This is a genomic window from Pseudomonas aegrilactucae, assembly GCF_019168305.1.
GTDB lineage: Bacteria > Pseudomonadota > Gammaproteobacteria > Pseudomonadales > Pseudomonadaceae > Aquipseudomonas > Aquipseudomonas aegrilactucae.
This window is the reverse complement of the sequence record NZ_JAHTBI010000072.1, coordinates 1-25,825: the sequence shown is the minus strand read 5'-3', so window position 1 is coordinate 25,825 and position 25,825 is coordinate 1. Positions and strand designations below refer to the sequence as shown.

Below are 25,825 nucleotides of genomic sequence, written 5' to 3'. Positions count from 1 at the left end.
CCTCCTAGCCCGCCGACGCTAAGGCCATGCGGGCAGCCCTACAGGTTGAATCATCAATGAATGCTCTAGCCCGCCGCGCCGCCGGCCTGCTGCTCAGCACAATTGTATTGCCCCTGGTGGCCGTTGCCGCCGATTCCCAACCGACCCACGAATTCACCCTCGACAATGGCCTGAAGGTCATCGTGCGCGAAGACCATCGCGCGCCTGTGGTGGTCTCGCAGGTCTGGTACAAGGTCGGTTCCAGCTACGAAACCCCGGGCCAGACCGGCCTGTCCCACGCCCTGGAGCACATGATGTTCAAGGGCAGCAACAAGCTGGGGCCAGGTGAGGCCTCGCGCATCCTGCGCGAGCTGGGGGCCGAAGAAAACGCCTTCACCAGCGACGACTACACCGCTTACTACCAGGTACTGGCCCGCGACCGCCTGGGTGTGGCGCTGGAACTGGAAGCCGACCGCATGGGCAGCCTGCGTCTGCCACCGCAAGAATTCAGTCGCGAAATCGAGGTCATCAAGGAAGAGCGCCGCCTGCGCGTCGACGATCAGCCCAACGCCAAGGCCATGGAACTGTTCAGCGCCATGGCCCACCCGGCCAGCGGCTACCACACCCCGACCATCGGCTGGATGGCCGACCTCGAACGCATGAAGGTCGAAGAGCTGCGCCACTGGTACGAAGCCTGGTACGTGCCCAACAACGCCACCCTGGTGGTGGTCGGCGACGTCACCCCTGACGAGGTCAAGGGCCTGGCCCAGCGCTACTTCGGCGCCATCCCCAGGCGCGCCACGCCACCGGCCAAGCTGCCGCTGGAGCTGGCCGAGCCCGGCCTGCGCCAGCTCACCGTGCATGTACGCACCCAACTGCCGAGCCTGATCTACGGCTTCAACGTGCCGGGCCTGGCCACCGCCAAGGACCCGCGCAACGTGCACGCCCTGCGCCTGATCGCCGCCCTGCTCGACGGCGGCTACAGCGCACGCATGGCCACGCGCCTGGAGCGCGGCCAGGAGCTGGTGGCCGGCGCCTCCGCCAGCTACAACCCGTTTACCCGCGGCGACAGCCTGTTCATGCTCTCGGCCATCCCGAACACCCAGAAGCAAAAGACCCTGCCCGAGGTTGAAACCGGCCTCTGGCAACTGCTCGACGAACTCAAGACCACCCCGCCCACCGCCGAAGAGCTGGAGCGCGTGCGCGCCCAGGTGATTGCAGGGCTGGTCTACGACCGCGACTCGATCAGCAGCCAGGCCACCACCATCGGCCAGCTGGAAACCGTGGGGCTGTCCTGGAAACTCATCGACAAGGAACTGGACGAGCTGAAAAGCGTGACCCCGGCCGACATCCAGAGCGCCGCCCGCACCTACTTCACCCGCGAACGCCTGAGCGTTGCCCACGTATTGCCCGAGGAACAGGCGCATGACTGAGCAGTCGACCCCCCGCTACACCCTGATGGGCCTGGGCATCCTTGGCGCCGTGGTACTGACGGCCGTGTTCCTGGCCCGCCCGGCGCAATCGGACAATGCCACCAGCAATGCCCCGGCCAAGCCTGGCAGCAGCCTGCAATCGCTGGCCGAGCTGGACGGCAAGGCGCCCAGCCGGCGCGCCCTGGACATTCAGACCTGGAGCACCGCCGAAGGCGCCAAGGTGATGTTCGTCGAAGCCCACGAACTGCCGATGTTCGACCTGCGCCTGACCTTCGCCGCCGGCAGCAGCCAGGACGCCGAGCTGCCGGGCCTGGCCACGTTGACCAATGCCATGCTCAACGAAGGCGTGGCCGGCAAGGACGTCAGCGCCATTGCCGCAGGTTTTGAAGGCCTGGGGGCAGACTTTGGCAACGGTGCCTACCGCGACATGGCCGTCGCCTCGCTGCGCAGCCTCAGTGCCAAGGACAAGCGCGAACCTGCCCTGGCACTGTTCGCCGAGGTGGTCGGCAAGCCGACCTTCCCCGAAGACGCGCTCACGCGCATCAAGAACCAGATACTCGCCGGCTTCGAGTACCAGCAGCAGAACCCGGGCAAGCTGGCCGGCATCCAGCTGTTCGAGAAGCTGTACGGCAAGCACCCCTACGCCCACCCCAGCGACGGCGATGCCAAAAGCATCCCGCCGATTACCCTCGAGCAACTGCGCTCCTTCCATGCCAAGGCCTACGCCGCCGGCAACGTGGTGATCGCGCTGGTCGGCGACCTCAGCCGCGACGAGGCCCAGGCGATTGCCGCGCAGGTCTCCAGCGCGCTGCCCAAGGGCCCTGCCCTGCCCAAGCTGGCCCAGCCGAGCGCACCCACGCCTGGGGCCAGCCACATCGACTTCCCATCCAAGCAGACCCACCTGATGCTCGCGCAACTGGGCATCGACCGTAACGACCCGGACTATGCGGCCCTGTCGCTGGGCAACTCGATCCTGGGCGGTGGCGCCTTCGGCACCCGCCTGATGAGCGAAGTGCGCGAGAAGCGCGGCCTCACCTACGGCGTATACTCGGTGTTAAGCCCGATGCAGGTGCGCGGCCCGTTCATGATCAACCTGCAGACCCGTGCCGAACTGAGCGAAGGTACGCTCAAGCTGGTGCAGGACATCCTGCGTGACTACCTCAAGACCGGCCCCACCCAACAGGAACTGGACGACGCCAAGCGCGAGCTGGCCGGCAGCTTCCCGCTGGCCAATGCCAGCAATGCCAGCATCGTCGGCCAACTGGGCGCGATCGGCTTCTATGATCTGCCACTCGATTTCCTCGAAGACTTCATGCAGAAGTCCCAGAGCCTGACCGTCGAGCAGGTGCGTGATGCCCTCAACAAGCACCTGGCCGCCGACAAGATGGTCATCGTGACCGCAGGGCCGAAGGTGGCGCAGCAACCGTTGCCACCGCCCACTGACAAACCCGCCGAGCAGCCGCTTGGCGTACCGGAGCATTAATGGCCAGTCCATCCAGCAAATCCAGGGCCACCCACGGCGGCCAGGGCCAGCTGCGCATCATCGCAGGCCAATGGCGCAGCCGTCGCCTGAGCTTTCCCGACGCACCGGGCCTGCGCCCTACCCCTGACCGGGTGCGCGAAACCCTGTTCAACTGGCTGAGCGCCTATATCGAAGGCGCCCGCGTGCTGGATGCCTTCGCCGGCAGCGGCGCGCTGTTTCTCGAAGCCTTGTCCCGCGGGGCGGCTTCGGGCGTAGCGCTGGACAGCAACCGTACGGCCATCGAGAACCTCAAGGACAACCTCGAGCTGCTGCGCTGCCCCACCGGCCAGGTGATCCAGACCGACGTGGTGCGTTACCTGCAGGGCGAGTCCAAGGCGCCGTTCGACGTGGTGTTCCTCGACCCGCCGTTCCACCAGGACCTGCTGCCGACGACCTGTGCGCTGCTCGAAGAGCGCCAGTGGCTGGCCGAGCACGCCTGGATCTATACCGAAAGCGAGACGGCACCGTCCAGCCTGCAACTGCCGGGCAACTGGCGCCTGCACCGGGAAAAGAAGGCCGGCCAGGTGCACTACGCGCTCTGGGAGCGCGGCTGAGCCCAACCCCCCGGGGCCTGGCCCCGGGGAACCTTCCCTGCACTATCTATCTACCCCGCCCGTGCCCTCGCTTTGGATGATCGTGTTGCCTCTTCGACAAGAAAAGGAAACCACCCCATGCGAGCCCTTCTGCCTTGCGCCCTTTCAGGGCTGTTGCTGCTGAGCTGTTCAGCGCAGGCCAGCCCCGCCCCGACCCACGACTTCGAACTCGACAACGGCCTGCGCGTGATCGTGCGCGAAGACCACCGCGCGCCCGTGGTCAGCACGCACATGGTGGTAAAAGTGGGCTCCAGCCACGAACACCCCGGCCAGTCCGGCCTGTCACACGCCCTGGAGCATCTGGTCTTTACTGGCAGCGGCAAGACCTCGGCAGGTGAGTACTCGCAGATCCTGGAACGCCTCGGTGCCGAGGAAAACGCCTACACCAGCCGCGACCTGACGGTGTTTCATCAAACCCTGTCCGCGCCCTACCTGGGGCTTGGCCTGGAGCTGCTGGCGGACCTGCTGGTGGCCGCGCGCCTGGACGCCGCCCAGTTCGACGTGGAACTGCCTGCCATCAAAGCCGAACGCCGACAGCGCCTGGATTCGGCACATAGCCGCCTGGGCGAGCAGTTGCAAGCGATCGCCCATTCATCCAGCAGCTATGCCACACCGGTGATCGGCTGGCCCAGTGACCTGGAGCGTATGAACGCAGCCGAGCTCACTGCCTGGTACCGCGCCTGGTATGCCCCCAACAACAGCGTGCTGGTGGTGGTCGGCGCTGTCACGGGCGAACAGGTACGCAGCCTTGCCCAGCGGCATTTCGGCGGGTTGCCGCGCACCCCGCTGGCAGCTGTCAAGGCACCACTGGACTATCCGGTCGCCCTTCGCCAGGTAACGCTGCGCGATGGCGCGGCAACCCCTGCCGTGGCGATGGCCTTCAATGTACCCAGCCACGCGACGGCCACCGCCCCGCGTGACGTCAATGCACTGCGCCTGACCCAGGCCCTGCTCGGCGGCGGGCTGAGTGCGCGCCTGGTGGCCGGGCCGATGCGCGAACAGGAACGACTGATGGACCCGTTCGTCAGTTACTCGCCCTTCACGCGGGGCGACAGCCTGTTCGTGGTGCAAGCCTCGATCAACCCGACCAAGGCGCTGCCCCTGGACAATGTGCGCAGCGCGCTGCAGGACGAACTGCAGGCATTGAAAGCCGCCCCGCCAACGCCCCAGGCCCTGGAACGCGCCAGGACCTGGCTGCTGGCGCAACTGGTCTACGCCCGCGACGACCTCAGCGCCCAGGCCGACGAGCTCAGCGCACTCAGCGCCGCCGGCCTGCCCCTGAGCCTGCTCGCCAGCGAGCGCGAGGACCTGCAAGCCATTACCGCGCAAGACATACAGCACGTCGCACGCACCTACTTCAGCGACGAACGCCTGAGCGTGGCGTACATTAAAGCCCCGGAGGCCGATGATGAATAAGATCCTCTGCAGCCTCTTCACGCTGTGTCTGGCACTGCTGGCGAGTGCACCCGTTCGCGCTGGCGCAACGCTCGACGCGCTGACCGACGCCAACCAGCCCATCGAGGTGCCCGCCCTGCAGGTCGCCCGCTGGCATACCCCCGCGGGCACGCCCGTGCTGTTCGTACGCAGCCAACAGCTCCCCATGTTCGATGTACAGGTGATCTTCGCCGCTGGCAGCGCCTATGAACAGGGCGTCGCCGGGCTGGCCCAACTGACCCTGGGCATGCTCGACGAGGGCACCCTGGTGCGTGACGCCAGCGCCTTTGCCGAGGCGCTGGACGATACCGGGGCGGTGCTCCACAAGAGCAGCGGGCGCGAGCGTGTGCAGGTCGCATCTTGCGCAGCTCAGCCATGATCCCCAGCGCACATCGTCAATCGACCTGCTGGTCGAGATGCTGGGCCAGCCGCTGTTTGCCGAGCCCAGGCTGGCGCCGATCAAGGACCAGTTGAACAATCTGATCGCCCATTCCCGGCATTACGCCGCGCAACGTGCCAGCGACCTGCTCAATGTGCATCTGTACCCAGGCCACCCCTATTCGGCAAATCCGCTGGGCGAGCCGACGCGATTGCCAGGATCTCGATCGAGCAGATCAAGGCGTATTACCAGCGCGCGTTCACCGCCAGCAACGCTACTATCGTGTTGGTCGGCGACCTGAGCCACGAACAGGCCAGGCAGATGGCGGAGCACATCGCCGGCACCCTTCCCACAGGCCCGGCGCTGCCGTCCATCCCGGCGCCTGCGGCCACTGAGCCGGAGCTCTACCACCTCGAGCACCCGGGGACACAGACCACCTTGCTGGTGGGGCTGCCCGCACCAGCGGCGAACCATCCCGACCGGGCCGCACTCACCGTGCTCAACCAGATCCTGGGCGGCAAAGGCCTGCGTACGCGCCTGATGCACGAACTGCGCACCCGCCGCGGTCTCACCTATGGCGCCTACTCCCGACTGCAGCTTCAGCGCAGTGCCGGTATCTGGGGCATGCAACTGGGCGTCGAGCATCGTTACCGGGACGCCACGCTGCACGTCGTGGAGCAACTGCTGCACGACTATGTCGAGCACGGCCCGACCCAGCAGGAGCTTGACGATACGCGGCGCAAGCTGCTGGGCGAGCTGTTGCTCGCCAGCGCCAGCAACGCGGGCAAGCTCGCGCAGTTACAGGACATTGCCTTCAACCAGTTGGCGCCTGACCATCAGGCGCAGTTCATCAACGCGATCCAGGCCTTGAGCATCGATCAGCTGAAGGTCGTGTTGAAAAATCACCTGCAGATCGACAAGCTGGTGCAGATAAGTGTCGGCCCGCTCTCTGACCAGGAGCCGCTGCCCACCCACACGACGGATTGAGCGTCCCGGCGCCCGGCAGTGTCGCCCTTGAACACATACACTGAGAGCTGAACGGCCGTGCGTCACCGAGAAGTGCAATGATGTCGACCCCTTCACCCCACACCTTCGAGCCCGCCAGCGGGCTAGGCAATCCGCACCTGCAGACCCTCTGGGGCCCGCTTTGGCGCAAGCCGCCGGGCGTCGAGCATCAGCGCGAACGGCTGTGGCTGGCCGATGGCGACTTTCTCGACCTGGACTGGTGTGGCCCGCACGCGGCCACTGCGCCGCTGGTGGCGGTTCTGCACGGGCTGACCGGCTCGTCCACTTCGCACTACGTGGTCGGCCTGCAGCAGGCCCTGCAGGCTCAGGGCTGGGCCAGCGTGGCGGTCAACTGGCGCGGCTGCTCGGGCGAGCCGAACCTGTTGCCCCGCAGCTATCATTCCGGTGCCAGTGAAGACCTGGCCGAGGTCATCGCCCACCTGCGCGCTGCACGTCCACAGGCACCGTTATACGCGGTGGGTTATTCGCTGGGGGGCAACGTGCTACTCAAGTACCTGGGCGAGGTGGGCGCCGCCAGCCCGTTGCAGGCGGCCGTGGCGGTGTCGGTACCGTTTCGCCTGGACCAATGCGCAGACCGCATCGGCCTGGGCTTCTCGCGGGTGTACCAGGCGCATTTCATGCGCGCAATGCTCGGCTATGTAAAGGACAAGCAACGCCACTTCCAGCACCAGGGCCACCACGAAGGGCTGGCGGCGCTGGCACGCCTGGGGCCGTTGGAAAACCTGCGCACGTTCTGGGACTTCGATGGGCGGGTCACTGCGCCGCTCAACGGTTTCAGCGACGCACACGACTACTACAAGCGCTCTTCCAGCCGCTACTACCTGGGCCGCAACCGCACGCCGACCCTGCTCATCCAGGCCAGCGACGACCCCTTCGTGTTCGCTCACAGCCTGCCGGGCGCCGCCGAGCTGGCCAGCCAGACCACCCTGGAGCTACACCGCCAGGGCGGCCACGTCGGTTTTGTCGATGGCAGCCTGCGCCAACCCGGCTACTACCTGGAGCGGCGTATTCCGCACTGGCTGGCCAGCGGCGCCTAGTCGCCGGTGGCCACCGGGCGCTGCGGGTCGGTGATCCATTCGCTCCACGAGCCGGCATACAGCCGCGCCAGCGGGTAACCGGCCAGGCACAGGGCGAACAGGTTGTGGCAGGCCGTTACGCCCGAGCCGCAATAGGCCACCAGAGCCTCGGGCGCACGCCCGCCCAGCATCGCCGCGAAACGCTGCCTGAGGTACTCGGGCGCCAGGAAACGGCCATCGGCCCCCAGATTGTCGGTGAACGCCGCACAATGGGCACCGGGGATATGCCCGGCCACCGGGTCGATCGGCTCGACCTCGCCGCGAAAGCGCGGCAGCGCGCGAGCGTCGAGCAGGGTCAGCGCAGGCTCGCCCAGGTGGTGGCCGAGTTGCTCGGCATCGAGCAGCAACTGCGGGTCGGGCTGGCCACTGAAACTGCCCTCGCGCCGCTGCGGCGCATCCAGGCTCAGGGGCAAGCGGGCCGCATGCCAGGCCTTGAGGCCGCCGTCGAGAATGAACACCCCATCGCGCTTGCCCAGCCACGCCAGCAGCCACCACGCCCGCGCCGCAAATGCGCCGGGGCCATCATCGTAAAGCACCACCTCGCTGTCGTTGTCGATGCCCCAGTTGCGCAGGCGCTGCACCATGGCATCGGCATCCGGCAGCGGGTGGCGCCCGGTCACGCCCTTGACCACCGGCCCGCTCAGGTCCCGCTCCAGATCGGCGAAATACGCGCTGGCAATATGCCCTTCGGCATAGCTGCGCTGGCCATGGTCGACGTCATCCAGGGCAAAGCGACAATCGAGAATCACCAGCTTCGGCGCGCCGAGGCGCTCGGCCAGCGGCTGGGGTGCAATCAGTTGCGCGAGGGGCATGACAGTCTCCATATCGGTTCAAAGAGGGGCGCCCTGCTGTCCCAGCGCCTGGTCCAGCGGTACGTAGAATTCCGTGCACAATGCATCCACTGCCGGGCGGGCGCGGGCAGTGACGAACCCCAGCTCCAGCACCAATACCTGATAGACACCGCGCTTGATCGCGTCCTCACTCAGGTACGCGGCATTTTCCCGTGTGGTGCACAGAAAGCGCACCCAGGAGGTCAGCACGATCCAGGCATTGAGGGTCAGCGACTCGATCTGCACACAGTCCATGGCGACGATGTCGGCCTCGACGAAGCCGCGGTAGATCGCCTGGCCCTGCAGCAGGCAGCGCTGCGAAAAGTGCCGATAGCGGGCGGCCAGCGCCTTGTCACTGTCGAGCAGGTGTTCCAGGTCACGGTGCACAAAGCGGTAGCTCCACATCGCCGCCAGCAGCGCCTTGAGGTAGAAACGCTTGTCGTCGACGGTGGCCGCACGGCCCTGGGGCGGGTGCAGGAAACTGTCCACCAGGGTTTCGTACTGGTTGAACAGCACCGCGACGATCGCCTGCTTGTTGGCGAAGTGGTAATACAGGTTACCGGGGGAAATCTCCATGTGCGCCGCAATGTGGTTGGTACTGACACTGCGTTCGCCCTGCTGGTTGAACAGTTCCAGGCTGGTCTGCACGATACGCTCGCGGGTCTTGATGCGCGCTGCCATGGTCAGCTCCAAAGGCATGAGCTCGGGGGAATGGGCTTATCTTACGGCGTATCCGTCACAGGATGTACCGCTGGCAATAGTAGAGTATAAGCTCTATTAAAAACCGCCCTGCCGGGGACCCCCACATGCCTGCCCAAACCCTGTTCGACCGCCAGCGCCAGGCCTTTGCCGGGCTGCCAATGGCGCCTTTGGCGCAACGCCTGCAGTGGCTCAAGAGCCTGCGGCGGATGCTGCTCGAGCACCAGCGTGCACTGGTCGAGGCGATCAGCCAGGACTTCGGCGGGCGCAGCGCCGACGAGACGCTGCTGGCCGAACTGATGCCCAGCGTACAGGGCATTCGCCATGCCGAGCAGCACTTGGCGGGCTGGATGAAAGCGGTGCGGCGCAAGGTCGGCCTGGCGTTCCAGCCGGCCACTGCTCGGGTGCTGTATCAGCCCCTGGGCGTGGTGGGCGTGATCGTGCCGTGGAACTACCCGCTGTTCCTGGCCATGGGGCCGCTGACGGCGGCCCTGGCGGCGGGCAATCGGGTCATGCTCAAACTCAGCGAGGCCACACCGGCCACCGGCGAGCTGCTCCAGCGCCTGCTGGGCGAGGTATTCCCCGAGGACCTGGTGAGCGTGGTGCTGGGTGAGGCCGAGGTCGGCGAAGCCTTCTCGCGCCTGCCGTTCGACCACCTGCTGTTTACCGGGGCCACCAGCATCGGTCGCCACGTGATGGCAGCTGCGGCGCAAAACCTGACTCCGGTGACCCTGGAGCTGGGCGGCAAGTCACCGGCCATCGTCTCGGCCGACGTCCCCCTGGAGCATGCAGCCGAGCGCATTGCGTTCGGCAAGACCCTGAATGCCGGGCAGACCTGCGTGGCGCCTGACTACGTGCTGGTGCCACGGACGCGCCTGGACGCTTTCGTCGAGGCGTACCGCCAGGCAGTGTTGCGGTTTTATCCACAGGTACAGGGCAACCCCGACTACAGCGCGATCATCAATGCACGGCACCTGGCGCGCCTGAACCGTTACCTGGCCGACGCACACGACAAGGGCGCAACGGTGCTGGACCTGTATCCGGGTGAAGCACGCGAAGGCCGGCGCCTGCCGCCGCAGGTGCTGCTGCAGGTCGACGACAGCATGCAGGTGATGCAGGACGAGATCTTCGGCCCGGTGCTGCCGGTGGTGCCCTACGACAGCCTGGCCGAGGCGCTGGCTTACGTGGCCCGGCGCCCGCGCCCGCTGGCGCTGTACTACTTCGGCTATGACCGTGGCGAGCAGCAGCGGGTACTGGAGCAGACCCACTCGGGCGGGGTGTGCCTGAACGACACCTTGCTGCAGGTGGCACAGGATGACCTGCCGTTTGGCGGGGTCGGGCCATCGGGCATGGGCAACTACCACGGGCATGAGGGCTTCAAGACCTTCAGCCATGCCCGGGCGGTGTTCGCCAAGCAGCGGGTGAATGCGGCCCGGTTGATCTACCCGCCGTACGGCAAGGCGCTGCATCGGTGGGTGTACCGGCTGTTCATTCGCTGAGCCTGCGCGCCATCAACAGCCCCGCCCTTGCTGCTGCGCTCCGACGCGCCCGACCCGTACCGGCGCCTGGCCAACGGCGGATGACAAGTATTATAACGGCTGTCTATAGTGCCTTGAGCGGGTGCAGGCGACTTGGCCGACCGAAGCGGCTGCGATACCATCCGACTCCCAAACGCACTCCTGCCAGGACGACGCGATGAACCGAGTGTTGTACCCAGGTACTTTCGACCCTATCACCAAGGGCCATGGCGATCTCGTCGAGCGGGCCTCCCGGCTGTTCGACGAAGTGATCATCGCGGTCGCCGCCAGCCCCAAGAAGAACCCGCTGTTCCCCCTGGAGCAACGGGTCGAGCTTGCGCGTGAGGTCACCAGGCACCTGCCCAATGTGCAGGTCATCGGCTTTTCCACGCTGCTGGCGCACTTTGCCAAGGAGCAGCAGGCCAATGTGTTCCTGCGCGGGCTGCGCGCCGTCTCCGACTTCGAGTATGAATTCCAGCTGGCGAACATGAACCGGCAACTGGCGCCCGACGTCGAAAGCCTGTTCCTGACGCCTTCGGAGCGCTATTCGTTCATCTCCTCGACCCTGGTGCGCGAAATCGCGGCCCTGGGCGGCGACATCACCAAGTTCGTCCACCCGGTGGTGGCCGATGCGCTGACCGAGCGCTTCAAGAAGTAACTGCGCCGCGCGCGAGAACCGCGCCCGCGTGCACTGCGGGCGTTAATGCGGCACAATTGTGCCCATCGGTTTTCATATGCCCGGGCCTGATGCCCCGGCCGGAGTCCCCATGTCCCTGATCATCACCGACGATTGCATCAATTGCGACGTCTGCGAACCCGAGTGCCCGAACGCCGCCATCTCCCAGGGCGAAGAGATCTACGTGATCGACCCCAACCTGTGCACCCAGTGCGTGGGCCACTACGACGAACCCCAGTGCCAGCAAGTCTGCCCGGTCGACTGCATCCCGCTGGATGAAGCGCACCCGGAAAGCGAAGACGAACTGATGGCCAAGTACCGCAAGATCACCGGCAAGGCCTGATACAGGCCGTCAGGTCTGGCAGCGCGGGCAGAACACGCTGGCGCGCTGGCCCAGGGTCACGTTGCGCAATACCGTGCCGCACACCTTGCACGGCTCTTCCCCGCGCCCGTACACAAACAGCTCCTGCTGAAAGTAGCCCGGCTGGCCATCGCCCCCGATGAAATCGCGCAGCGTGGTACCGCCCCGCTCGATGGCATGCGCCAGCACCCGCTTGATCTCGATGCCCAGGCGCACATAACGCGCCCGCGAAATCCCCCCCGCCGGCCGGCGCGGGTCGATGCCCGCCGCGAACAGCGCCTCGGTCGCATAGATGTTGCCCACCCCCACCACCACCGCGTTGTCCATGATGAACGGCTTGACCGCCATCGAGCGCCCGCGTGACTGCTGGAACAGACGCTCGCCGTCGAACAGGTCGGTCAATGGCTCCGGCCCCAGGCGCAGCAGCAGCTCGTGCTGCAGCGGGTCGGCGGTCCACAGCATGGCGCCGAACCGACGCGGATCGGTGTAGCGCAGCGCCAGCCCCGACTCCAGTTCGATGTCCACATGCTCGTGCTTGGCCGCCGGCAAGCCGATCTCCACCAGCCGCAGATTGCCCGACATGCCCAGGTGGCTGATCAGCGTACCCACCTCGGCGTTGAGCAACAGGTACTTGGCACGTCGCTGCACCGACACGAAGCGTTGCCCGGACAGGCGCACGTCGAGGTCTTCGGGAATCGGCCAGCGCAGGCGCTGCTCGCGCACGATCACGCGGCTGACACGCTGCCCTTCAAGGTAGGGCGCAATGCCGCGGCGGGTGGTCTCGACTTCAGGGAGTTCAGGCATGGATCAGTGCGCGCCCATTTCGCGGATGGTCTGCTTGAGGTTCTCGAAGTCGTACTCCGACAGGCCGACGTAGTCGAGCACCAGGTGCCCGACGGTGTTCCATTCATGGTCCACGCTCTGGTTGCCCAGCACCCGGCAGGAGCTGCAGATATGCTCGGCCATCTTCAGGATCGCCAGCAGGTTCTTGAGCTGGGTGTTGCGCGCCGACTCGTCGCTGAACACCGCCAGCGCATTGTGGTGGTTGGCGATGGCCGCACTCACATGCTCCGGCAGGCGCCACGACTTGGCGGTGTAGTAACCGACCACCGCATGGTTGGTGTTGAACACGCGGTTCTCGGTGTCGACCACACGCTGCTCGGAGCCGGCATTGGCGTAGGCCTGCTCCAGGGTGTCCATGTAGTCGGGAAACCGCTTGAGCATCAGCGGCACGCCGCAATCGTGGAACAGGCCCAGTGCATAGGCTTCGTCCACCGCCTGCGAGCCGATGCGCTTGGCCAGGGTCAGGCAGGTCATGGCCACGTCCTGGGCGGTATCCCAGAAGCGGTTGAGGGTGACGATGGTGGCGTCGCTCATCTCGCCCTTGATCGACTGCGCGTTGATCAGATTGATGATCGAGCGGCTGCCCAGCAGGTTCACCGCGCGCTGGATCGAGGCGATCTTGTTGGTCAACCCGTAATACGGGGAGTTGACCAGCTTGAGCAGCGCGCCGGACAGGCCCGGGTCCTGGGCGATCAGCTTGGCGATCGTTTCGAGGTCGGGGTCGGGCATGTACTGCTCGAACTGCAGGTCGACCATGATCTGCGGCTGTGGCGGTACGCTGATGCCCTGCAGGGCTTGCTGGATCTGTTCGGCGGTAAGTTCCTGGGACATAAGTACACACTCGGGGCTGAGGGGCGATTCTAACCCTGCACGCGTGCCGGGAGACACCCGTTGATGCAGTCCAAAGGAACTTTACCTGCCTGCCTGCGGCCTGCTGGCTACAGATCAAACGGAAAAAGGAGCACAGCAATGACAACCCCATTGAGCGGCAAGCGCGTCGCCATGCTGGTCACCGACGGCTTCGAGCAGGTGGAACTGACAGGGCCCATGCAAGCCCTGCAACAGAGCGGCGCACGGGTCGAGATCCTGTCGGACAAGGCCGGCACGGTCAAAGGCTGGCACCACGATGAGCCGGCCGATGACTTCACCGTCGACGGCACTTTCGACGCGGCCCGGGGCGAGGTGTATGACGCCATCGTGCTGCCGGGCGGGGTGCAGAACTCCGACACAATCCGCATCAATTCTGCCGCGCAGAAGCTGGTCAAGGCCCACGACGCCGCCGGCAAAACCCTGGCGGTCATCTGTCATGGCGGCTGGCTGCTGGTATCGAGCAACCTGGTCAAGGACCGCAAGATGACCAGCTACAAGAGCGTGCGCGACGACATCATCAATGCCGGTGGCCTGTGGCTGGATGATGCCGTGGTGATCGATGGCAACCTGATCAGCAGCCGTGATCCCGACGATATCCCGGCCTTCAACGCCCAGTTGCTGAGTGCCCTGGGCGCCTGACGGGCTATTTGTCGCCGGCCGAGCCGCGTGCCCGGCCGACGCGCTATACTCCCGCTCTTTTTTCCGGAGCGACGTCATGTCCCTGCCCAGCCTTCGCCTCAAAGCCAACGCCGACCGCCGCCTGCGCGCCGGCCACCTGTGGGTGTACAGCAACGAAATCGACGTCGCCGCGACCCCGCTGCATGGCTTCAAGGCCGGCGACCAGGCGGTACTCGAAGGTGCCGGCGGCAAGCCGCTGGGCATCGTCGCGATGAGCCCGAACAACCTGATCTGCGCACGCCTGCTGTCGCGTGACGCCAAGCTGGCACTGGACAAGTCGCTGCTGGTACACCGCATCAACGTGGCCCTGTCGCTGCGCGAGCGCCTGTTCGACAAGCCGTTCTACCGCCTGGTGTACGGCGACTCGGACCTGCTGCCGGGCCTGGTGGTCGACCGTTTCGGCGACATCCTTGTCGTGCAGCTGGCCTCGGCCACCATGGAACAGCACAAGGACGAGGTGATCGCCGCCCTGGTGCAGGTGCTCAAGCCAAGCGGCATCCTGTTCAAGAACGACTCGGCGGCGCGTGATGCCGAGGGCCTGAACCGTTATGTCGAAACCGTGTTCGGCCTGGTGCCGGAGTGGGTGGCGCTGGAAGAGAACGGCGTGAAGTTCGAAGCGCCGGTGATGGAAGGCCAGAAGACCGGCTGGTTCTACGACCACCGCATGAACCGCGCGCGTCTGGCGCCGTACGTGAAGGGCAAGCGTGTGCTCGACCTGTTCAGCTACATCGGTGGCTGGGGCGTGCAGGCCGGTGCGTTTGGCGCCAGCGAAGTGTTCTGCGTGGATGCATCGAGCTTCGCCCTCGATGGTGTGGAGCGCAATGCGGCGCTCAACGGCATTGCCGAGAAAGTCACCTGTGTCGAAGGCGACGTGTTCGAGGCGCTGCGCGAGCTCAAGGCGGCCGAAGAGCGTTTCGACGTGATCGTGGCCGACCCGCCCGCGTTCATCAAGCGCAAGAAGGACCTGAAGAACGGCGAAGGCGCGTACCGTCGCCTGAACGAGCAGGCCATGCGCCTGCTGAGCAAGGACGGCATCCTGGTGAGTGCGTCGTGCTCGATGCACCTGCCCGAGGATGACCTGCAGAACATCCTGCTGACCAGTGCCCGTCACCTGGACCGCAACATGCAGTTGCTCGAGCGCGGCGGCCAGGGCCCGGACCACCCGGTGCACCCGGCGATCCCGGAAACCCGCTACATCAAGAGCATCACCTGCCGGTTGCTGCCCAACAGCTGATCGCGGTGGACGAAAATCCCGGCCAGGTGCCGGGATTTTTTTTGCCGGTACCGGCCTCTTCGCTGGCAAGCCAGCGCCCACAGGGATCACCGCTGCCATTGGAGCGCCATGCACCCTCAATCGCGCTGCGAGTACGGCATCATCCCCAGCTCCTGCCCATCGATCACCAGGGTCTTGTAGCGCGGGCGTGCCAGCTTGAGCGTGCCCGCACGGATCTGCTCGATCAGTTGCCGGCCCGTACCGACCCTGTCCACCCGCGCATAGTCACGCCAGGCACCCTTGTGACGCGCATACACGAACGCCGACGTCGAGTACTCGTGCTTGGGCACCACCAGCACCTCGTTGGCCCCATCGTCATCCAGGTCCACCTGCCAGGCCGCACACCCCGAGCTGCCGCACTGGCTTTCGATCAGGGTCAGGTTGAGCATTTGCGCGCTGTCTTCAGGCTCAGGCCCGATCCATTCCAGCTTTGGTCCGTATTCACGCGGCGACATGCTCACGGGTTCGGCTTCCAGCAGGCGATCGGCCAACAGCTCGCGGCTGGCCGCATCGAGAATCTGACCCTCCTTGACCAGCCGCGACAGGCGTTCGAACTGCTCCAGCCCCGGCTGGCCAAGCCGATGACGCAAGGCGCGCATATCGAACTTGTCTGCCGAGGTGCGCCCGCTCAACAGCCGCTCCACCTGGTTGGCGGCACTGTAGGTCAACGGGTTGAGCACCGGGGTAAATACCAGTATCAGCACCACGAAGCTGAGCAGCGCGATCAACGGGTTGCTGCGCCGCAGGCTACCCAGCCACACCGCCTGACGCGGGCGTATGGCCCACAACGCCGCCAGGCTGTGCACCAGCGCGATACCAATCAGCAGCATCGCCAGAAAACGCTGCGGCGTCAGGCCGTACTGGTCAATGCGCAGCCAGCTCGAATAGCCCGCCAGCCCCATCAGCAGCGGCAGGCACACCAGGCTGGCGTTCACCAGCAACTTCAGCGGCCTGGCGTAACCGGCATCGTGCTCGCCGTCCTGGAACACGCCGTTGAGCAGGAACAGCGTGCTGCCCGCCAGGCACAGCAGGATGCTGGTGGAGTAGCCGGTGTTGAAGATCGGCTCGACCCCGCTCACCGCCAGTGCCAGGGTGAACACCAGAGCGATCAGCGAGCACAGCGGCAGCAGGTAGCGGCACACGGTCAGCAGCACATTGCGCAGCAGGCCGATGACCTTGTCGTTCTCGCGCCCCATGCGGATGCCCAGCGAGAAGAAGATCGGCAGGCACACGTAGATGAATTCGGCCGAGGCAAATATATCGCTGAGCACCGGCGCGCCCAGGATCGTGAACAACCGACCGCACAGCCACAGCAGCATCCAGAACGCCAGGGTGACCAGCAATGCCAGCAATATGATGAAGGCATTGTTCCAGGCATGTCGGTACAAGTCCTGATAGCGCAGGCGGTTGCCGTCGCGGGTCGGCCAACTGAGGATGAACGCCGCGCCGATATAGGCCAGCACCAGCGAGGCCGGTATCCAGCGGGTCCACTGCCAGTCATCCGACTGTGCAAACAGCCAGGCAGAGATACTGGCCATCAGCAATGTCAGGCCGGCCACCAGCAGCCAGGTGCCGCGCTGGCGTACCGCGCTGCCGAGCAGTTGCAGGTTGAGACCACCCACCAGGGCCAGCGTGGCCGTGAAGGCGCCGAGCGCGGGATGGCGATAGTAGAGATGGCTGAGCAGCAGCACCCCCTGTACCAGGGCGATGGCGATGTAATACAGCACGGAACGGTTGAGCACGGGCATTCCAAGTCCTTTTGCGAGGGGGTGCACAAGGCGCGCAGTCTAGAGCCAAGCAGCCCTGTGCGGCTAGGCCACGCCCCCCGCGTCAACGTCCATGCGTAGCCGCAAAGACAGCGGCCAGCGTCGGCAACGCTGGCGCCACGCGTGCCGTCGTTTCAGATATCCAGCACCTGGGAAGCAATCCCGAAGTACACCAGTACCCCCGCCGCATCCGCAATCGAGGTTACCAGCGGCCCGCTCGCTGTGGCCGGATCGAGCCGCAGGCGGCTGAGCAGGAATGGCAGGCTCATGCCGATCAGGCTGCCCACCAGCACGATCACCAGCATGCTGCTGGCCACGATGAACGCCACATCGGCACCGCCGCGCAATGCGCCCAGCGACGCCACCGCCACCGCCATGGTCAGCCCCAGCAACAGCGCCACACCACACTCGCGCCCGAGCATCGACAGCCAGTCACGCATCGCTACTTCGCCGGTTGCCAGCCCGCGTACCATCAAAGTGGCCGATTGCGCACCGGCATTGCCGCCACTGTCCACCAGCAATGGCAGGAAGAACACCAGCACGATGTGGGCCGCAATGGTGTCTTCGAATGCAGCGATACCCGCCCCCGAAAACAGGTTGCCGAACACCAGCAGTACCAGCCAGAACACTCGCTTGCGGTACAGCAGGCCGGTGGTTGCGGTTTTCAGGTTGCCGATGCGCGTGGCAATCAGGGCGCCCTTGTGGAAGTCTTCGGTGGCCTCCTCCACCACTACGTCCATGGCATCGTCACAGGTGACGATGCCTACCAGGCGCGCCTGTTCATCCAGCACCGGCAATGCCGGCAGGTCGTGATGACTGATCAGCCGCGCCACCGACTCCTGGCTTGCCGCCACGGTGACACTCACCACCGGCTTGACCATCAGTTGCGCCACCGGCGTGTCTGGCGCCGCCAGGATCAGCTCGCGCAACGACAAGGTCCCGAGCAGGCGCCGCTGCTCGTCGAGTACGTAGGCCTGGTAGAGGGCCTGGGCATCCGCCGCCTCGCGGCGCAATGCGTCGATCGCCTGAGCGGCCGTGAGGTCCACCGCCACACGGGCATACGCGCTGCTCATCAAGGCCCCCGCCGTGCCTTCGGCATGGCTGCAGACGCGCCGCAGGTCATCGCGCTCGGCCTGGGCCTGGGCCCGCTCGGTATAGAGGTGCGAAATGCAAGGGTCATGCGCAAATTCAAGGTGCTTCATAGTGCTCTCCAGGCACCCGCGCAGGGTGCCGTGAAGCCGCACGGCAGGACGCGTCAGCTCACAGGCGCCCCGCCGCCGGGCGCGGTCGGTGCCAGAATGTAAGTTCGTGATGAACTGAAACTGGGAAGGTCCATTGACGGTGTCGTCTCGTAAGCCGCACATGCGGCGCCGGGATAGTAGCCCTGTCGCGCCTGCACTGACACCCTGCACAAGGCATTTGGGAAATGCCCTACATCGACCAGCCGACCAGCGAAAACGCCCATCCGGCCATTGCGCCGTTCCTTCCCGCCGCCAGCGGTGTAGAATCGGCCTATTCATCGCCAGTCATCCCCGGCGGGTTTATGAGCTCTGGTCGAGCCCACGGCGATCCCGCGGCGTTTTCGGCCTCATCCGTACCAGCGGCCACCTGCCTTCGGTACAAAGGACAAGAGAAGCTCACTCCCCTTTTTGTTACCTGATTAGCCGCCAGGAGTGCTTCATGCCTGATTACCGCTCGAAAACGTCCACCCACGGTCGCAACATGGCCGGCGCTCGTGCCCTGTGGCGCGCCACCGGCATGAAAGACGCCGACTTCAAGAAGCCGATCATTGCCATCGCCAACTCGTTCACCCAGTTCGTCCCAGGCCACGTGCACCTGAAGGACCTGGGCCAGCTGGTAGCCCGCGAGATCGAACGCGCCGGCGGCGTGGCCAAGGAATTCAACACCATCGCGGTGGATGACGGCATCGCCATGGGCCACGACGGCATGCTCTATTCGCTGCCGAGTCGCGAAATCATCGCCGACTCGGTCGAGTACATGGTCAATGCGCACTGCGCCGACGCCATCGTGTGCATCTCCAACTGCGACAAGATCACCCCCGGCATGCTGATGGCCGCCCTGCGCCTGAACATCCCGGTGATCTTCGTGTCCGGTGGCCCGATGGAAGCCGGCAAGACCAAGCTGGCCAGCCATGGCCTGGACCTGGTCGACGCCATGGTGATCGCCGCCGACAGCACCGCCAGTGACGAAAAAGTCGCCGAGTACGAGCGCAGCGCATGCCCGACCTGCGGCTCGTGCTCCGGCATGTTCACCGCCAACTCGATGAACTGCCTGACCGAAGCCCTGGGCCTGGCCCTGCCGGGCAATGGTTCGACCCTGGCCACCCACAGCGACCGCGAGCAGCTGTTCCTGCAGGCCGGCCGCACCATCGTCGAACTGTGCCAGCGCTACTACGGCGAAAACGACGAATCGGTACTGCCGCGCAACGTCGCCAACTTCAAGGCGTTCGAGAACGCCATGATGCTGGACATCGCCATGGGCGGTTCGACCAACACCATCCTGCACCTGCTGGCCGCCGCCCAGGAAGCCGAGATCGACTTCGACCTGCGCGACATCGATCGCCTGTCGCGCAGCGTGCCGCAGCTGTGCAAGGTGGCGCCGAACATCCAGAAGTACCACATGGAAGACGTGCACCGCGCCGGCGGCATCTTCAGCATCCTCGGCTCGCTGGCCCGTGGTGGCCTGCTGCACACCGACCTGCCGACCGTGCACAGCCGCAGCATGGAAGAAGCCATCGCCAAGTGGGACATCACCCAGACCGACGATGAAGCGGTGCACCACTTCTTCAAGGCCGGCCCGGCCGGTATCCCGACCCAGACTGCATTCAGCCAGTCGACCCGTTGGGAAACCCTCGACGACGACCGCGAGAACGGCTGTATCCGCAGCTTCGAGCATGCCTACTCGCAGGAAGGCGGCCTGGCCGTGCTGTACGGCAACATCGCGCTGGACGGCTGCGTGGTGAAAACTGCGGGTGTCGACGAGTCGATCCACGTGTTCGAAGGCAATGCGAAGATCTTCGAAAGCCAGGACAGCGCCGTGCGCGGCATCCTCGCCGACGAAGTGCAGGCCGGCGACATCGTGATCATCCGTTACGAAGGCCCCAAAGGCGGCCCGGGCATGCAGGAAATGCTGTACCCCACCTCCTACCTGAAGTCCAAGGGCCTGGGCAAAGCCTGTGCGCTGCTGACCGACGGGCGTTTCTCGGGCGGCACCTCGGGCCTGTCGATCGGCCATGCTTCGCCGGAGGCGGCAGCCGGTGGCGCGATTGGCCTGGTGCGCGATGGCGACAAGGTGCTGATCGACATTCCGAACCGTTCGATCAACCTGCTGGTCAGCGACGAAGAGTTGGCGGCGCGTCGTGTCGAGCAGGACCAGAAGGGCTGGAAGCCGGTCGAGAAGCGTCCGCGCAAGGTGACCACGGCATTGAAAGCCTATGCCCTGCTGGCCACCAGTGCCGACAAGGGCGCGGTGCGCAACAAGGCGATGCTGGACGGGCTGTAAGGTCTGGCGGCAATAAGGAACCGGCGCCCAGGCGCCGGTTTTTTTTATTGCCTGCACTGGCCCCTTCGCTGGCAAGCCAGCTCCCACAGGGTAAAGCACTGCCCCTGAGAACAGCGCAGTACCTGTGGGAGCTGGCTTGCCAGCGAAGGGGCCGCAAAGGCCACCGATCGGAACTGCGGCGTGTACTCCACGCGGAACATGAAGTTGCGCGGGTCGCCGAAGTACCTGGCTGTACGCCGGAATGCGCCTGTGCCAAGACGTCAAAGAATTAATTGTTTTTGTCGCCCACTGGTCGGCGAAAACGCCAGACGGCAATCGCGCCTCTTATCAATCCAGCCGCTCTCTGGTTTCTTCGCGCGCAAGAGCTCGCGGAATATGCATATTCCAAAAGCATCTAAGCACATTCCATTTAGATCTAAATTCGTTGTTTTTCAGGCTGTTAGCATTTCTGTTCGCAATCGCGCACAGACGCGACGCCCCGCCCTTTTTCTGGAGCCTCAATGAACCTGCCGTTGTTTCTCAACCTGCTGGTGTTCGCAGCCTTGCTGCTGGGCCTGGCGCAAACCCGCAAGACGTCCTGGAGCCTGGCGAAGAAAGTCCTGGTCGGCCTGATCGTCGGCGTGCTGTTCGGCAGTGCCCTGCATGCGATCTACGGGGCCGGCAACCCGGTCCTGAAAAGCACCATCGGCTGGCTCGACCTGGTCGGCAACGGCTACGTGTCGCTGCTGCAGATGATCGTCATGCCGCTGATCTTCGTCTCCATCCTCAGCGCCGTGGCACGCCTGCACAACGCCTCGTCGCTGGGCAAGATCAGCTTCCTGACCATCGGCACCCTGCTGTTCACCACGGCCATCGCCGCGCTGATCGGCATCGGCCTGACCAACCTGTTCGGCCTCACCGCCGAAGGCCTGGTGGCCGGCGTGCAGGAAGCCGCGCGCATGCAGACCATCCAGAGCGACTACGCGGGCAAGGTTGCCGACCTGAATATCCCGCAACTGCTGCTGTCGTTCATCCCCACCAACCCGGTGGGCGACCTGGCGCGGGCCAAGCCCACCTCGATCATCAGCGTGGTGATCTTCGCCGCGTTCCTGGGCATGGCGGCGCTGCAACTGCTCAAGGACGATGCCGACAAGGGCAACCGCGCCCTGGTGGCCATCGATACCCTGCAAGCCTGGGTGATGAGACTGGTGCGCCTGGTGATGAAGCTCACCCCGTACGGCGTGCTGGCCCTGATGACCAAGGTAGTGGCCAGCTCGAACCTGGACGACATTCTCAAGCTGGGCAGTTTCGTGGTGGTGTCGTACATCGGCCTGGGCCTGATGTTCGTGGTGCACGGCGTGCTGCTGAGCCTGAGCGGGGTCAACCCGCTGCGGTTCTTGCGCAAGGTGTGGCCGGTGCTGACCTTTGCCTTCACCAGCCGCTCGAGCGCAGCGAGCATTCCGCTGAGCATCGAGGCGCAGACCCGTCGCCTGGGTATCCCACAGGCCATCGCAAGCTTTGCCGCCTCGTTCGGCGCGACCATCGGCCAGAACGGTTGCGCAGGGCTGTACCCTGCCATGCTGGCGGTGATGGTGGCGCCGGCCGTGGGCATCGATCCGCTCGATCCGTTGTGGATCGCGACGCTGGTGGCGATCGTTACGCTGAGTTCGGCCGGCGTGGCCGGGGTGGGCGGTGGTGCAACCTTCGCCGCGCTGATCGTGCTGCCGGCGATGGGCCTGCCGGTGGAGCTGGTGGCGCTGCTGATCTCGGTGGAGCCACTGATCGACATGGGCCGCACGGCGTTGAACGTGAGTGGTTCGATGGTGGCCGGGACCTTGACCAGCCAGGCCATGGGGCAGACCGACAAGGCGCTGCTGGAAGCCGATGAGCATGCGCAATTGACGCAGAGCTGAGGTCTTCAGGCCCCCTTCGCTGGCAAATCGAAGCGTCGAACCGCAGCCCCCACAAGGACTGCGGTGATCCCTGTGGGAGCTGGCTTGCCAGCGAAGCTTTTGGGCTCAACGCCGTTCCCACACCTCGAAATGATAAGCCGGCTTGTCCCCTTCAGCCGCATTCGCCTGGGTCGACGTCACCGCCCACTGCTGTTCATCCACCTCGGGGAACCACGCATCCCCAACCGGGCTCAACTCCACCCGCGTCAGGTACAGCCGATCCGCCAGGCCGCGCTCCAGCGCCTGCCCGTACAGCTGCGCGCCGCCGATCAGCATCAGCTCGTCCACGCCCTGTTCCAGCGCCCATTGCTCGGCACGCACGATGGCGTCATCCAGCGAACCGAACACCTCGGCACCTGCCAGCACCAGCCCCGGCTGGCGGCTGACCACCAGGTTCAGGCGGCCCGGCAATGGCCGGCCAAGCGAATCCCAGGTCTTGCGACCCATGATGATCGGCTTGCCCAGGGTGGTGGCCTTGAAATACTTGAAATCCCCCGGCAAGTGCCAGGGCATGCGGTTGTCGATGCCGATGACGCGGTTCTCGGCGAGGGCCGCGATCAGGCTGAGAGGCAGTGATGTTTTCATGCCCGCGAGGATAGCAAAGCCCGCCAGCCGATGCCTGGGTTATGCTTTGGGCTGTGTTGATCAATGGAACCTGGGTGTGATTGGACTGACTGACCTGGACAAACGCTGGCTCACCGAAGCCGTGCGCCTGCGCGAAGAACATGCCGGCCCGCTGGACGACCAGGAAGCCAACCGTCGTGCCCGCCAGCAGGGCGGAGAACTGAGCGCGCGCATTCAACAGCGCGCCCTGTGGCTGGCCGAACGCGACGGCCTGCACAGCGCGCTGGTGCGCTGGAAGGCCGGTGCGCGCCTGGCATTGCTGGGCATGCTGGTGCTGGCAGTGCTCAGCGGCGCCGGCCTGGCCTTCGCCGGGTTGGGCGACGGCCAGCGCCCGATCAATGTGTTCTGGGCCCTGGGCAGCCTGCTGGGGCTGAACCTGCTGATGCTGCTGAGCTGGGCGCTGGGCTTTTTTCTGGCCGGTGAACAGGGCGCGAGCCTGGGCCGCCTGTGGCTGTGGCTGAGCGAAAAATTCGCCCGCGACGCCAAGGCCGCACACCTCGCCCCGGCCCTGCTGGTGCTGCTGCAACGTCAACGCCTGAACCGCTGGCTGCTAGGCCTGCTGGTGCACGGCCTGTGGCTGCTGGCGCTGGCCAGTGCGCTGGTAGTGATGTTGATGCTGCTGGCGACCCGGCGTTACGGCTTCGTGTGGGAAACCACCCTCCTGCACCCCGATACCTTTGTCGGCCTGACCCAGGCGCTGGGCGCACTGCCTGTGTTGCTGGGCTTCAGTGTGCCGGACGCAGCGATGATCCGTGCCAGCGGCGCAAGCGAGCCGGCCCTGGAACTGGCCCGCCAGTCGTGGGCCGGCTGGATGCTCGGCGTGCTGGTGGTGTATGGCCTGCTGCCGCGCCTGGGGCTGGCGGCCGTGTGCCTGTGGCGCTGGCAGAGCGGGCGCAAACGCCTGGGGCTGGACCTCGACCTGCCCGGCTACAGCGCATTGCGCGAGGTGCTGATGCCCAGCAGCGAGCGCCTGGGCGTCAACGACCCGGCCCCCGCCGCGTTGCCCGAAGTCACTCGCTTCGAGGGCGATACAGCCACCGAAGGCGCCCTGCTGGTCGGCCTGGAGCTTGACGATCAGCAGCCCTGGCCGCCCGCCCTGCCGATCTCGGTCACCCATGCCGGCATCCTCGACAGCCGCGCGTCACGCAACAAGCTGCTCGAACAGCTGAGCCGCTTTCCACCCGCTCGCCTGGCCATCGCCTGCGACCCGCGGCGCTCGCCCGACCGTGGCAGCCTGGCGCTGCTGGCCGAACTTTCGCGCAGTGCCGGGGCCGTGCGCATCTGGCTGTTGCAGGCGCCCCCGGGCCAGGCGCTGGACGCCGATCGCCTGGGCGACTGGCACCGGGCGCTGGAGCACCTGGGGCTGGAGTATGCCGACAGCGCCCCCTTGAACTGGCTGGAGCATGGCCATGACTAAGCCGTTGAAACTGGCCGTGGTGGGCCACACCAACGTCGGCAAGACCTCGCTGCTGCGCACCCTGACCCGCGATGTGGGCTTTGGCGAAGTCTCGCACCGCCCCAGTACCACGCGGCATGTGGAGGGCGCGCGGCTGTCGGTGGAGGGCGAGCCGCTGCTGGAGCTGTACGACACGCCGGGCCTGGAAGACGCCATCGCCCTGCTCGACTATCTCGAACGCCTGGAGCGCCCGGGCGAGCGGCTGGACGGCCCGGCGCGGCTCGAGCGCTTTCTGCAAGGCAGCGAGGCGCGCCAGCGATTCGAGCAGGAGGCCAAGGTGCTGCGCCAACTGCTGGCCAGCGACGCCGGGCTGTATGTGATCGATGCCCGCGAGCCGGTGCTGGCCAAGTACCGTGACGAACTGGAAGTACTGGCCGGCTGCGGCAAACCGCTGCTGCCGGTGCTCAATTTCGTGGCCAGCGACAACCATCGCGAGCCCGACTGGCGTGAAGCGCTGGCGCGCCTGGGGCTGCATGCACTGGTGCGCTTCGACAGCGTGGCCCCCCCCGCAGGATGGCGAGCAGCGCCTGTACGAAAGCCTGGCGCTGCTGCTGGAAAATGCGCGCCCGGCCTTGCAGCGCTTGATCGACGACCAGCAGGCCCAGCGCGTGGCGCGTCAGCACAGCGGCAAACGGTTGATTGCCGAGTTGCTGCTCGATTGCGCGGCATGCCGGCGCAGCGTGGTAGCCAGGCCGGCTGAGGAGGCGGCGGCGATCAGCGAGTTGCACCAGGTGATTCGCCAGCGCGAGCAGCGCTGTGTCGAGGCGCTGCTCAAGCTGTATGCGTTTCGCAAGGACGACGCCACTACCGGCGAACTGCCGCTGCTGGACGGGCGCTGGGGTGATGACCTGTTCAACCCCGAGACGCTCAAGCTGCTGGGTGTGCGGTTGGGCAGCGGGGTTGCCGCCGGTGCCGCGGCGGGTGCGGGGGTCGATCTGCTGGTCGGCGGCCTGACCCTGGGCGCGGCCGCGCTGGCCGGGGCGATTGCCGGGGGCGCGGTGCAGACGGCGCGCAGTTATGGCTCGCGACTGCTGGGCAAGATAAAGGGGCAGCATGAGCTGACCGTGGATGACGGGGTGCTGCGGCTGTTGGCGTTGCGCCAGCGCCAGCTGTTGCAGGCGCTGGACAGCCGCGGGCATGCGGCGACGAACCGTATAAAGCTGCAGTTGCCAGCCGACAAGGGCTGGCGTGAAGGCAAGCTGCCGGAGGCCCTGAGCAAGGCACGAGCGCACCCGCAATGGTCGTCGATGAACCCGGGGGCCAGGTTGGGGCAAGCCGAGCGCCAGGAGCAGATCGACAGTCTGGTGCAGGAGCTTTAGGGCCCCTTCGCTGGCAAG

Annotated in this window: 24 protein-coding genes and 1 pseudogene; 17 read left to right on the top strand and 8 right to left on the bottom strand. The window is 65.7% G+C overall.

Going from position 1 to position 25,825, the window contains the following annotated elements; translation table 11 throughout:
* Positions 1-56 precede the first annotated feature (56 nt).
* The 5 genes from KUO17_RS19205 to KUO17_RS19185 all read left to right on the top strand — a co-directional run bounded on the left by KUO17_RS19205 (position 57) and on the right by KUO17_RS19185 (position 5,340).
* Positions 57-1,412 carry a M16 family metallopeptidase gene (locus KUO17_RS19205; RefSeq protein WP_217977100.1) on the top strand — a complete coding sequence of 452 codons (1,356 nt, stop codon included), beginning with the start codon at positions 57-59 and terminating at the stop codon, positions 1,410-1,412.
* A complete protein-coding gene (locus KUO17_RS19200) occupies positions 1,405-2,895 on the top strand; it encodes a M16 family metallopeptidase (RefSeq protein WP_217977099.1) in 1,491 nt (496 codons plus the stop codon). The genes KUO17_RS19205 and KUO17_RS19200 overlap by 8 nt, the downstream gene beginning before the upstream one ends.
* Entirely contained in the window at positions 2,895-3,488 is a 594-nt protein-coding gene (rsmD, locus tag KUO17_RS19195; protein WP_217977098.1) for a 16S rRNA (guanine(966)-N(2))-methyltransferase RsmD, read from the top strand. The genes KUO17_RS19200 and rsmD overlap by 1 nt, the downstream gene beginning before the upstream one ends.
* Before the next feature lie 117 nt (positions 3,489-3,605).
* Positions 3,606-4,943, top strand: coding sequence for a M16 family metallopeptidase (locus KUO17_RS19190; RefSeq protein WP_217977097.1), 1,338 nt, complete (start codon positions 3,606-3,608; stop codon positions 4,941-4,943).
* Positions 4,936-5,340 (top strand): peptidase M16 family protein, encoded by a 405-nt coding sequence (locus KUO17_RS19185; protein ID WP_217977096.1) that lies wholly within the window; start codon positions 4,936-4,938, stop codon positions 5,338-5,340. The genes KUO17_RS19190 and KUO17_RS19185 overlap by 8 nt, the downstream gene beginning before the upstream one ends.
* A 16-nt stretch (positions 5,341-5,356) precedes the next feature.
* Here the strand turns inward: KUO17_RS19185 and KUO17_RS26765 are convergent, their stop codons facing one another.
* Entirely contained in the window at positions 5,357-5,500 is a 144-nt protein-coding gene (locus KUO17_RS26765; RefSeq protein ID WP_255263678.1) for a hypothetical protein, read from the bottom strand.
* A gap of 50 nt (positions 5,501-5,550) precedes the next feature.
* Here KUO17_RS26765 and KUO17_RS19180 point away from each other — a divergent pair, with 50 nt between their 5' ends.
* Entirely contained in the window at positions 5,551-6,327 is a 777-nt protein-coding gene (locus KUO17_RS19180) for a M16 family metallopeptidase (protein ID WP_341869637.1), read from the top strand.
* An 80-nt stretch (positions 6,328-6,407) separates the two neighbouring features.
* Positions 6,408-7,403, top strand: coding sequence for a hydrolase (locus KUO17_RS19175; protein WP_217977095.1), 996 nt, complete (start codon positions 6,408-6,410; stop codon positions 7,401-7,403).
* Here KUO17_RS19175 and KUO17_RS19170 read toward each other — a convergent pair.
* Both KUO17_RS19170 and KUO17_RS19165 read right to left on the bottom strand, forming a co-directional pair.
* Positions 7,400-8,254 (bottom strand): sulfurtransferase, encoded by an 855-nt coding sequence (locus tag KUO17_RS19170; protein ID WP_217977094.1) that lies wholly within the window; start codon positions 8,252-8,254, stop codon positions 7,400-7,402. The genes KUO17_RS19175 and KUO17_RS19170 overlap by 4 nt on opposite strands.
* An 18-nt stretch (positions 8,255-8,272) precedes the next feature.
* Positions 8,273-8,953, bottom strand: a complete 681-nt coding sequence (locus KUO17_RS19165) for a TetR/AcrR family transcriptional regulator (RefSeq protein WP_217977093.1) — start codon at positions 8,951-8,953, stop codon at positions 8,273-8,275.
* Between the two features lie 125 nt (positions 8,954-9,078).
* Here KUO17_RS19165 and KUO17_RS19160 point away from each other — a divergent pair, with 125 nt between their 5' ends.
* The 3 genes from KUO17_RS19160 to KUO17_RS19150 all read left to right on the top strand — a co-directional run bounded on the left by KUO17_RS19160 (position 9,079) and on the right by KUO17_RS19150 (position 11,507).
* Positions 9,079-10,470 (top strand): coniferyl aldehyde dehydrogenase, encoded by a 1,392-nt coding sequence (locus KUO17_RS19160; RefSeq protein ID WP_217977092.1) that lies wholly within the window; start codon positions 9,079-9,081, stop codon positions 10,468-10,470.
* A gap of 196 nt (positions 10,471-10,666) precedes the next feature.
* Positions 10,667-11,146, top strand: coding sequence for a pantetheine-phosphate adenylyltransferase (gene coaD, locus KUO17_RS19155; protein ID WP_217977091.1), 480 nt, complete (start codon positions 10,667-10,669; stop codon positions 11,144-11,146).
* A gap of 109 nt (positions 11,147-11,255) precedes the next feature.
* Positions 11,256-11,507 carry a YfhL family 4Fe-4S dicluster ferredoxin gene (locus tag KUO17_RS19150; RefSeq protein ID WP_217977090.1) on the top strand — a complete coding sequence of 84 codons (252 nt, stop codon included), beginning with the start codon at positions 11,256-11,258 and terminating at the stop codon, positions 11,505-11,507.
* Between the two features lie 9 nt (positions 11,508-11,516).
* Here the strand turns inward: KUO17_RS19150 and mutM are convergent, their stop codons facing one another.
* Both mutM and KUO17_RS19140 read right to left on the bottom strand, forming a co-directional pair.
* Positions 11,517-12,329, bottom strand: a complete 813-nt coding sequence (mutM, locus tag KUO17_RS19145; protein ID WP_217977089.1) for a bifunctional DNA-formamidopyrimidine glycosylase/DNA-(apurinic or apyrimidinic site) lyase — start codon at positions 12,327-12,329, stop codon at positions 11,517-11,519.
* 3 nt (positions 12,330-12,332) lie between these two features.
* The gene (locus KUO17_RS19140) at positions 12,333-13,199 is read right to left on the bottom strand and encodes an HDOD domain-containing protein (protein ID WP_217977088.1); all 867 of its coding nucleotides are present in this window, start codon (positions 13,197-13,199) and stop codon (positions 12,333-12,335) included.
* Positions 13,200-13,337: 138 nt separating this feature from the next.
* Here KUO17_RS19140 and KUO17_RS19135 point away from each other — a divergent pair, with 138 nt between their 5' ends.
* Together KUO17_RS19135 and KUO17_RS19130 are read left to right on the top strand one after the other, a co-directional pair.
* Complete coding sequence (locus KUO17_RS19135) at positions 13,338-13,877, top strand: type 1 glutamine amidotransferase domain-containing protein (protein ID WP_217977087.1); 540 nt, start codon at positions 13,338-13,340, stop codon at positions 13,875-13,877.
* A 76-nt stretch (positions 13,878-13,953) separates the two neighbouring features.
* Positions 13,954-15,150, top strand: coding sequence for a class I SAM-dependent rRNA methyltransferase (locus tag KUO17_RS19130; protein ID WP_217977086.1), 1,197 nt, complete (start codon positions 13,954-13,956; stop codon positions 15,148-15,150).
* Between the two features lie 116 nt (positions 15,151-15,266).
* Here the strand turns inward: KUO17_RS19130 and KUO17_RS19125 are convergent, their stop codons facing one another.
* On the bottom strand, positions 15,267-16,937 hold the full coding sequence (locus tag KUO17_RS19125; RefSeq protein ID WP_217977085.1) for a DUF4153 domain-containing protein: 1,671 nt from the start codon (positions 16,935-16,937) through the stop codon (positions 15,267-15,269).
* Positions 16,938-17,089: 152 nt separating this feature from the next.
* Positions 17,090-18,157 (bottom strand): magnesium transporter, encoded by a 1,068-nt coding sequence (gene mgtE / locus KUO17_RS19120; protein ID WP_217977084.1) that lies wholly within the window; start codon positions 18,155-18,157, stop codon positions 17,090-17,092.
* A gap of 224 nt (positions 18,158-18,381) precedes the next feature.
* Between mgtE and KUO17_RS19115 the strand changes: the two genes are divergently transcribed.
* The 3 genes from KUO17_RS19115 (at position 18,382) to KUO17_RS19105 (ending at position 22,369) form a co-directional block, all read left to right on the top strand.
* Positions 18,382-18,615, top strand: a complete 234-nt coding sequence (locus tag KUO17_RS19115) for a hypothetical protein (RefSeq protein WP_217977083.1) — start codon at positions 18,382-18,384, stop codon at positions 18,613-18,615.
* A gap of 20 nt (positions 18,616-18,635) precedes the next feature.
* Positions 18,636-20,477, top strand: coding sequence for a dihydroxy-acid dehydratase (gene ilvD / locus KUO17_RS19110; protein WP_217977082.1), 1,842 nt, complete (start codon positions 18,636-18,638; stop codon positions 20,475-20,477).
* 500 nt (positions 20,478-20,977) lie between these two features.
* Positions 20,978-22,369 carry an L-cystine transporter gene (locus tag KUO17_RS19105; RefSeq protein WP_217977081.1) on the top strand — a complete coding sequence of 464 codons (1,392 nt, stop codon included), beginning with the start codon at positions 20,978-20,980 and terminating at the stop codon, positions 22,367-22,369.
* Between the two features lie 105 nt (positions 22,370-22,474).
* Here KUO17_RS19105 and KUO17_RS19100 read toward each other — a convergent pair whose 3' ends face one another.
* Positions 22,475-22,993: a dihydrofolate reductase gene (locus KUO17_RS19100; protein WP_217977080.1), complete on the bottom strand. Its 519-nt coding sequence runs from the start codon at positions 22,991-22,993 to the stop codon at positions 22,475-22,477.
* A 76-nt stretch (positions 22,994-23,069) separates the two neighbouring features.
* Between KUO17_RS19100 and KUO17_RS19095 the strand changes: the two genes are divergently transcribed.
* Entirely contained in the window at positions 23,070-24,449 is a 1,380-nt protein-coding gene (locus KUO17_RS19095) for a DUF2868 domain-containing protein (RefSeq protein ID WP_341869635.1), read from the top strand.
* Positions 24,442-25,807: pseudogene (locus tag KUO17_RS19090) on the top strand (GTPase/DUF3482 domain-containing protein). Before KUO17_RS19095 ends, KUO17_RS19090 begins: the two are co-directional and overlap by 8 nt.
* The last annotated feature ends 18 nt before the right edge of the window (positions 25,808-25,825 follow it).